This window comes from Actinoplanes sp. NPDC048791 (assembly GCF_040650095.1).
GTDB lineage: Bacteria > Actinomycetota > Actinomycetes > Mycobacteriales > Micromonosporaceae > Actinoplanes.
Genome location: NZ_JBEZGQ010000311.1, coordinates 1 through 8,289, shown reverse-complemented (window position 1 = coordinate 8,289; position 8,289 = coordinate 1). Strand labels below are relative to the sequence as shown.

Below are 8,289 nucleotides of genomic sequence, written 5' to 3'. Positions count from 1 at the left end.
GGTCGGCGTGCTCTTCATCGACCTGGACGATTTCAAGGTCGTCAACGACACCCTGGGCCACGCGACCGGCGACCAGCTGCTGATCGCGGTGGCCGGCCGGATCGCCGGCGCGCTGCGGGCCGACGACACGGCCGCCCGGCTCGGCGGCGACGAGTTCGCCGCGCTGGTGGAGAACGTGCAGGACCCGGGGGCGGTGGAGGAGACGGCCACCCGGATCCTGGCCGCGCTGTCCGAGCCGATCATCGTCGACGGCGGGTCGCTGCAGGCCGTGGCCAGCATCGGCATCACCACCACGCCGGAGGCGGACACCGCCGACGCGCTGCTGCGGCAGGCCGACCTGGCCCTCTACGTGGCGAAGGGCGCCGGCAAGAACCAGTGGCGGCGTTACCAGTCGCACCTGCACAGCGCGATGGTGGAGCGGCTGGAGCTGCGCTCGGCGCTGGACCACGCGGTCAACGAGGGCCACTTCCTGCTCCAGTTCCAGCCCATCGTCGATCTCGCCACGGACGAGGCGGTCGGCTTCGAGGCGCTGGTCCGCTGGCACCATCCGCAGCGCGGGATCATCGCGCCGGACGAGTTCATCGAGGTGGCCGAGGAGAGCGGGCTGATCGTCCCGATGGGCCGCTGGGTCCTCGACCAGGCCCTGCACACGGTCGCGCAGTGGCGGCGCATCCTGCCGCGCGCGCGCCAGCCGTACGTCTCGGTCAACGTCTCGGTCCGCCAGTTCCGCCAGTCCGGCTTCGTCGAGCAGGTCAAGGCGTCGCTGGAGTACGCCGGGGTGCCGGCCCGGGCGCTGATGCTGGAGATCACCGAGACCCTGCTGATGGGGGACGACGAGCAGATCTGGGCTGATCTGGCCGTGCTGCAGGAGCTCGGCGTGCGGATCGCGATCGACGACTTCGGCACCGGCTACTCGTCGCTGGGTTACCTACGGCAGCGCCCGATCGACGTGCTGAAGATCGACAAGACCTTCATCGACGACATGGTCGGCAGCGAGCAGCAGCTCGCGCTGGTGGCGGGCATCGTGAGCCTGGCCCGCACGCTCAATCTGACCGTGGTCGCCGAGGGCATCGAGGACGCCACCCACCGGCTCATCCTGGCCCAGCTGGGCTGTCCGCTGGGGCAGGGCTACTACTACTCGGCGCCGCTGGACGCGACCGAGGCGCTGGCCTGGCTGCGCAACCCGCTGCCGCTCGCTGTGGCCTGACTTTTCCACTGCATTTGATTTTTCTCCGGAAGCCCCCTCGGGCCCGGAACCAACGCGAAAGACTTTCGGGTGTTCATCGAACCGACCCTGAAAGGACAAACCATGCGACGTCCGGGCCTGCTCCTCGCCGGTGTGCTGCTGGCGACCGGCTCCAGCCTCGCTATCGCGGCCCCCGCCTCCGCCACCGGCTCCGCCCCCGATCATCGGCGGCACTGCTGGTACCAATCGAACGGCCACTGGTTCCCCTGGCACCACAACTGGTACGACGACTGGGACGACGGCGATGACTGGAGCGCTCGCACTCCGAGCCGCGACGACCGCCGCCGGCACTGCTACCGCTACCGCGGAGGTGGCGGTGGCGGTGGCGGTGGCGTGGTCATCATCAGCACCGGGGGTGGCCGACGCTGACCCGCCATACGGTGTTCCGACAGGCCCGGAGGCTTCGGCAGCCGGGCCTGCCGCTGCGGGTCAGTAAGGGTTGCCCGAGCCGGGCAGCCGGCCGCGCAGGACCCCGCCCAGGCGGCCCGGCAGCGCGGGATCGCCGGACAGCGGCGGGCTGTCTGTGTGGGCCCGGTCAGCCAGGCCGGCCACCAGCTCCTTGAGGGTGTGCACCGCGTCCACCAGCGGCCGCCAGCCCAGCTCCGCCTTGATCCGGTCGCACGACATCAGCGGCGCCTTGAGCCCCAGCCGGACCCAGCCCACGTCGACCGGCTGCAACCGCAACCGCCAGCTCAGATCGGCCGCGCCGCGCAGGACGAAGCCCGGCACCGGCACCTCCCGGCCCCGGAACGCGGCCGCCGCGACCGAGGGATCCAGCACCGGACCCGCGGCCACGTTGAAAGCGCCCCGCACATCGGCCAGCAGAGCCCGGGCGTACGCGTCAGCCACATCGTCCGCGTGTACCGCCTGCACCCGCAGCCCCGGATGCGACGGGATCACCGGGATCCGCCCGGACTTCAGCAGCCGCGCGGGCAGCAGTGGGCCGGCGAAGTACCGGCCGATCTCCGTACCGATGTCCCGCTGGAAGATCAGCCCCGGCCGCAGCCGGACGATCCGCAGCATCGGGTGATCCGACTCCACCCGGTCCAGCAGACCCTCGACCAGCGCCTTGTGCCGGCTGTAGGAGGAACCGAGCACACCCGTGCGGGGCCAGGCCTCGGTGACGAACGCGTGCTTCGGGCCGGGCGCGTAGGTCCCGACCGAGGAGGCGTACGCCAGCGTCGGCACCCCGGCGCGCAGCACGGCCTCGACCACCGTCCGGCTGCCCAGCACGTTGGTGCGGAACAGCAGCCGCTGGTCGTGGCTGGGCTGGATCTGCCAGGCGAGGTGCACGACCGCGTCGGCGCCCCGGAAGATCTCGGTCAGCTGCTGCGCGGCGCCCGGAGCCCCGATGTCGCAGGAGTGCCACTCCACCGCGTCGTACGGCTCGACCCCGGGCGGCAGGCGGCGGACCACCCCGGTGAGATCGACGCCCGGCTCGTTCCGCAGCCGGCGGAGCAGGGCCGTGCCTGAGTTGCCGGTCGCTCCGACGATCACCACTCGCATCGTGTGCTGGTACCCGGCGGGCCGCGGTTGAACCACCGGACCGCGGGTAGGCACCGTCCATGGATCTCGTCGTGAACGGCGTCGAGCACACGCTCGACCTCGACCCGCGCACCACCCTGCTGGACGCTCTGCGCGAGCACCTGCACCTCACCGGGGCCAAGAAGGGCTGTGACCACGGCCAGTGCGGCGCCTGCACCGTCCTGCTCGACGGCCGCCGGGTGAACAGCTGCCTGATCCTGGCGATCAGCCAGCAGGACGCCCGGATCACCACCGTGGAAGGCCTGGGCACCGAGGAGGAGCCGCACCCGGTGCAGCAGGGTTTCCTCGATCACGACGGCTTCCAGTGCGGCTACTGCACGCCCGGGCAGATCTGCTCCGCGGTGGGCATGCTCGACGAGGTGGCCCGCGGCTGGCCCAGCGCGGTCACCCGCGGCGACGACGTGCGCCTCGAGGATGCCGAGATCCGCGAGCGGATGAGCGGCAACCTGTGCCGCTGCGGCGCCTACGCCAACATCGTCCCGGCCATCGCGCAGGCGTCCGGCCGATGAGGACATTCGAGTACGCACCCGCCGACGACGTCGCCTCGGCCGTCGCCCTGCTGGCCGGTGCGCCCAGCGGCACCTTCCTGGCCGGGGGCACCAACCTCGTCGACCTGATGAAGCTCGGTGTGGCCACTCCGGACGTGCTGGTCGACATCAACCGGTTGCCGCTGCACGAGGTGACCACCCTGCCCGACGGCGGCCTGCGGATCGGCGCCGGCGTGCGCAACAGCGACCTGGCCGCGCATCCGGAGGTCCGCCGGTCGTACCCGGTGCTGAGCCAAGCGCTGCTCGCCGGCGCCTCCGGGCAGCTGCGCAACATGGCCACCACCGGTGGCAACCTGTTGCAGCGCACCCGCTGCCGGTACTTCATGGACGCCACCAAGCCGTGCAACAAGCACGCGCCCGGCACCGGCTGCCCGGCCCGCGACGGTGACCACCGCAATCTGGCGATCCTCGGCGCCTCCGAGCACTGCGTCGCCACCCATCCGTCCGACATGGCCGTCGCGCTGGCCGCCCTGGACGCGACCGTGCGGGTGACCGGGCCCGACGGCGAGCGGGGCATCCCGCTCGACGAACTGCACCGGCTGCCCGGCGACACCCCGCACGTCGACACCGTGCTGCGGCACGGGGAGCTGATCACGGCGGTGGACCTGCCCGTGCTGGAGGCGGCCCGGGTGTCCGCGTACCGCAAGGCCCGGGACCGGGCCTCCTACGCTTTCGCGGTGGGGTCGGTGGCCGCGGCGGTGCACGCCGAGGACGGCGTGGTGCACGACGTACGGCTGGCCTTCGGCGCCGTGGCCCACAAACCCTGGCGGGCGTACGCGGCGGAGCAGGCCCTGCTCGGCCGCCCCGCCACCCGTGAGTCCTTTTTGGCCGCGGCGGACGCCGAACTCGCCGCCGCGGAACCGCTGCGCGACAACGCCTTCAAGGTCACGCTGATCCGCAACCTGGTCGCGGCGACGCTGACCGGCCTGACGGGAGCCGCCCGATGACCGCCACCACCGCACCCGCCGTCGGCCGCCCGCTCGGCCGGATCGAGGGCCCGGCCAAGGTCACCGGCGCGGCCCGGTACGCCGCCGAGTATCCGGTGGAGGACGTCGCCCACGCCTGGGTGGTCCAGTCGCCCGTGGCCCGCGGCACCCTCGACGCCGTCATCGTCGATCCGACCACTGAGGACGACGATGTGCTCGCCGTCCTCTGGCACGGCAACGCCCCGCGGCTGGAGCAGCCCGACGACCCGGAGCTGGCCGTCCTGCAGTCCGAGCGGATCAGCTACCGCGGTCAGGCGGTCGCGCTGGTCGTCGCCCGCACCCTGGAAGCCGCCCGGCGCGCCGCGCAGGTCATCGGACTGGAGATCACCGAGGAGCCGCACGACACCCTGCTGACCGCCGACCACCCGGAGATCTACTCCCCGGAGCAGGTGAACCCGGCGTTCCCGGCCGACACCCGCTCCGGCGACGTGGAGCAGGCTTTCGCCGCCGCGCCGGTACGGGTGGACGTGACCTACCGGACCCCGGCGCTGCACAACAACCCGATGGAACCGCACGCCACCATCGCCCTGTGGCAGGGCGACGACCTGGTCCTGTACGACTCGAACCAGCACCCGCCGGGCGTGGCCGGTGCGGTCGGCGCCGTCTTCGGCCTGCCCGCCGAGCGGGTGCACGTGATCACCGAGCACGTCGGCGGCGGCTTCGGATCCAAGGGCTCGGCCCGCCCCAACGCGGTGCTGGCCGCGCTGGGTGCCCGGGTGGTGGGCCGGCCGGTGAAGCTGGCCCTGCCCCGCCAGGCCCTGTTCAGCATGGTCGGCCACCGCACGCCGACCATCCAGCGGATCCGGCTGGCCGCCGAGCGCGACGGCACGCTGACCGCCATCGACCACGAGGCCGTCGAGCACACCTCCCGGCTGTACGAGTTCGCCGAGCAGACCACGGTCGCCACCCGGCACATGTACGCCGCCGCGAACCGGCACACCGGCCATCGCCTGCTCCGCCTCGACGTGCCGACCCCGCGCTGGATGCGGGCCCCCGGTGAGGCGCCCGGCATGGTCGGCCTGGAGTGCGCGATGGACGAGCTCGCCGAGGAGCTCGGCATGGACCCGATCGAGCTGCGCGTTCGCAATGAGCCGCGGGTCGAGCCCGAGTCCGGCGTCCCGTTCAGCAGCCGGCAGTACCTTCAGTGCCTGCGCGAGGGAGCCGAGCGGTTCGGCTGGGCCGACCGTGATCCCCGGCCGCGCAGCCGCCGGGAGGGCAACTGGTGGGTCGGCCTGGGCGTCGCCGGCGCGACCTATCCGACCATGGCGCAGCCCTCGACCGCCCGGGTCCGCGCCCTGCCCGACGGCCGGTACGACGTGGCGGTGGCCGCCACCGACATCGGCACCGGCGCCCGGACGATCCTCACCCAGATCGCCGCGGACGAGCTCGGGGTGCCGGTCGACCGGGTCCGCGTCCGGATCGGGGACAGCACGCTGCCCAAGGCGTCGGTGGCGGGCGGATCGTCCGGCAGCGCCTCGTGGGGCTGGGCGGTCACCGGAGCCTGCCGCGAGCTGCGCCGCTCCGGCAACGACGAGGCGGTCTACGACAGCACCGAGGAGGTGCAGCAGCAGGAGAAGGACGGCAAGCACGCGTACGGCGCGCACTTCGCGGAGGTCCGGGTGGACGCGGACACCGGCGAGGTCCGGGTGTCACGCCTGTTCGGCATGTACGCGGTCGGCCGGGTCCTGAATCCGCGGACCGCCCGCAGCCAGTTCATCGGCGGCATGACGATGGGCCTGGGCATGGCCCTGCACGAGGAGGGCGTGCTGGATTCGGCGATGGGCGACTGGGTCAACCACGACCTGGCCGAGTACCACGTGCCGGTGCACGCGGACATCGAGTCCATCGAGGCGGCCTGGCTCCCTGAGGACGACCGGGCGGTCAACCCGATGGGCAGCAAGGGCATCGGCGAGATCGGCATCGTGGGCTCACCCGCGGCCATCGTGAACGCGGTCCGGCACGCCACCGGCATCCGGGTGCGGGACCTGCCGGTGCGGCTGGACAAGCTGTTGCCGTACCTGGGCTGAGAACGCCTTAACCATCCTTAAGCACAAATCGGCGCCGCCCACCGGGCGGCGCCGATTTGCCGTGCGGGAGCTATCGCTTGCTGTGGTACGCCTCGACGATCGAGCTCGGGATGCGGCCCCGCTCGGAGACCTCGTAGCCGTTCTTACCGGCCCACTCCCGAATGGCCTGATTCTGGTCGCGGCTGGCCCGGCCGGTGCTCGCCGGGGCGCCACCGCGGCGGGCGGAACGTGACTCGACACCGGACCGGCCGACCCGCGTCGCCACCGCGAGGTAGGGGTCCAACGCCTTACGCAGCTTGCCGGCGTTCTTCTCCGACAGGTCGATCGTGTAGTTCACACCGTCGAGTCCGAACTCGACGGTGCGGTCGGCCTCGCCGCCGTCGAGGTCATCGGTCAGAAGGGTAATTACCTGCTTGGCCATGATGTGGTTGCTCCCGGGACGGTGCCATTGTCTATGAGAATTCCTGCGTATTCATTCTGTCCGGCCGTGCCGACGTGTGCAAATTGTCCGCCCTGCATGTCGCGCAGATCATCCGTCCCATTCTCCCGGTCCGGACCGCCGTGCCGCCGGCCAATGGGCCGCCGCACCCGGGCTGGGCAGGCCACCGGCGCGGAGAACTTTACGAAACTTCTCCGCAACACTTCTCACGCCTGTCAATGTGTTGTACGTTGCGTGGGAGCGCTCCCACGCCGCCCCCTCCCCGGGGCATCCCCACCACCAGGAGCAGTCATGAGACGTGTCATCCGGGCCGTCACGGCCGCCGCTCTGCTCGCCGCGGGCGCGATCACGACATTCGTGGTCGCCGGTCCCGCGAGCGCCGACACGCAGATCTGCGAGCAGTACGGCTCCACCACCATCGGCGGCCGTTACGTCGTGATGAACAACCGCTGGGGCACCTCGGCCCAGCAGTGCATCAACGTCACCAGCACCGGTTTCGCCATCACCAGTCAGCAGGGTGTCGGCAGCACCAGCGGCGCGCCGGTGTCCTACCCGGCCATCTTCGTCGGCTGCCACTACACGAACTGCTCGCCCGGTACCAACCTGCCGATGCAGGTCAGCTCGATCAGCAGCGCGACCAGCAGCATCAGCTACAACTACGTCTCCGGCGCCACCTACGACGCGGCGTACGACATCTGGCTCGACCCGACGCCCAAGCGCGACGGCGTCAACGCCATGGAGATCATGATCTGGTTCAACCGCCAGGGCTCGATCCAGCCGATCGGCTCGGTCGTGGGCAACACCACCATCGGCGGGCGCACCTGGCAGGTCTGGCAGGGCAGCAACGGCTCCAACAACGTCATCTCGTACGTGGCCCCGTCGGCGATCTCCAGCTGGAACTTCAGCGTCCTGGACTTCATCAACGACGTGAAGAACCGCGGCGCGATCACCAACTCGTGGTATCTGACCAGCATCCAGGCGGGCTTCGAGCCGTGGATCGGCGGCACCGGCCTGGCCGTCACGAACTTCTCGGCCGCGGTCAACGGCGGCGGCAGCAACCCGGGCAACCCGACCACGCCGCCCACCACCCCGCCGGCCGGCACCGCCGGCTGCCGGGTCACCTACTCGGCCGACTCGTGGGGCAACGGCTTCGTGGCCAACGTGACCGTGGCCAACACCGGCAACAGCGCGCTCAACGGCTGGACCCTCGGCTTCACCCTCCCGAGCGGCCAGGCGGTGACCAACTCGTGGAACGCCACGCTGTCGGGCACCAGCGGCGCGCTGACCGCCCGCAACTCGGCCCACAACGGCAGCATCCCGGCCGGCGGCAGCACCTCGTTCGGCTTCCAGGGCACCTACAGCGGCTCCTTCGCCAGCCCGTCCGCGTTCACCCTCAACGGGTCGGCCTGCACCAGGGCCTCGCACAAGGTTCCACAGTAAGCACAGCAAGTAACTGTCTGTCATGGATCCGACGGTGACCGGGCTCTCGCCGAGCGCG

8 protein-coding genes are annotated in these 8,289 nt (G+C 71.4%); 6 read left to right on the top strand and 2 right to left on the bottom strand.

Going from position 1 to position 8,289, the window contains the following annotated elements; all coding sequences use genetic code 11:
- Positions 1 to 1,207 (top strand): EAL domain-containing protein (locus AB0C29_RS22330; protein ID WP_360823121.1); only part of this gene is annotated, 1,207 nt, incomplete at its 5' end.
- A gap of 102 nt (positions 1,208 to 1,309) precedes the next feature.
- Positions 1,310 to 1,615 (top strand): hypothetical protein, encoded by a 306-nt coding sequence (locus AB0C29_RS22325; RefSeq protein WP_360823118.1) that lies wholly within the window; start codon positions 1,310 to 1,312, stop codon positions 1,613 to 1,615.
- A 60-nt stretch (positions 1,616 to 1,675) separates the two neighbouring features.
- Here the strand turns inward: AB0C29_RS22325 and AB0C29_RS22320 are convergent, their stop codons facing one another.
- Positions 1,676 to 2,752: an NAD-dependent epimerase/dehydratase family protein gene (locus tag AB0C29_RS22320; RefSeq protein WP_360823115.1), complete on the bottom strand. Its 1,077-nt coding sequence runs from the start codon at positions 2,750 to 2,752 to the stop codon at positions 1,676 to 1,678.
- Between the two features lie 59 nt (positions 2,753 to 2,811).
- Here AB0C29_RS22320 and AB0C29_RS22315 point away from each other — a divergent pair, with 59 nt between their 5' ends.
- The 3 genes from AB0C29_RS22315 to AB0C29_RS22305 are packed head-to-tail and all read left to right on the top strand — an operon-like array spanning position 2,812 to position 6,352.
- Entirely contained in the window at positions 2,812 to 3,300 is a 489-nt protein-coding gene (locus AB0C29_RS22315) for a 2Fe-2S iron-sulfur cluster-binding protein (protein WP_360549435.1), read from the top strand.
- On the top strand, positions 3,297 to 4,286 hold the full coding sequence (locus AB0C29_RS22310) for a xanthine dehydrogenase family protein subunit M (RefSeq protein WP_360823112.1): 990 nt from the start codon (positions 3,297 to 3,299) through the stop codon (positions 4,284 to 4,286). Before AB0C29_RS22315 ends, AB0C29_RS22310 begins: the two co-directional genes overlap by 4 nt.
- The gene (locus AB0C29_RS22305; protein WP_360823109.1) at positions 4,283 to 6,352 is read left to right on the top strand and encodes a xanthine dehydrogenase family protein molybdopterin-binding subunit; all 2,070 of its coding nucleotides are present in this window, start codon (positions 4,283 to 4,285) and stop codon (positions 6,350 to 6,352) included. Before AB0C29_RS22310 ends, AB0C29_RS22305 begins: the two co-directional genes overlap by 4 nt.
- 70 nt (positions 6,353 to 6,422) lie before the next feature.
- Here the strand turns inward: AB0C29_RS22305 and AB0C29_RS22300 are convergent, their stop codons facing one another.
- A complete protein-coding gene (locus AB0C29_RS22300) occupies positions 6,423 to 6,773 on the bottom strand; it encodes an Lsr2 family protein (RefSeq protein WP_360549429.1) in 351 nt (116 codons plus the stop codon).
- A 309-nt stretch (positions 6,774 to 7,082) separates the two neighbouring features.
- Here AB0C29_RS22300 and AB0C29_RS22295 point away from each other — a divergent pair, with 309 nt between their 5' ends.
- Entirely contained in the window at positions 7,083 to 8,231 is a 1,149-nt protein-coding gene (locus tag AB0C29_RS22295; protein WP_360823106.1) for a GH12 family glycosyl hydrolase domain-containing protein, read from the top strand.
- Positions 8,232 to 8,289: the final 58 nt, after the last annotated feature.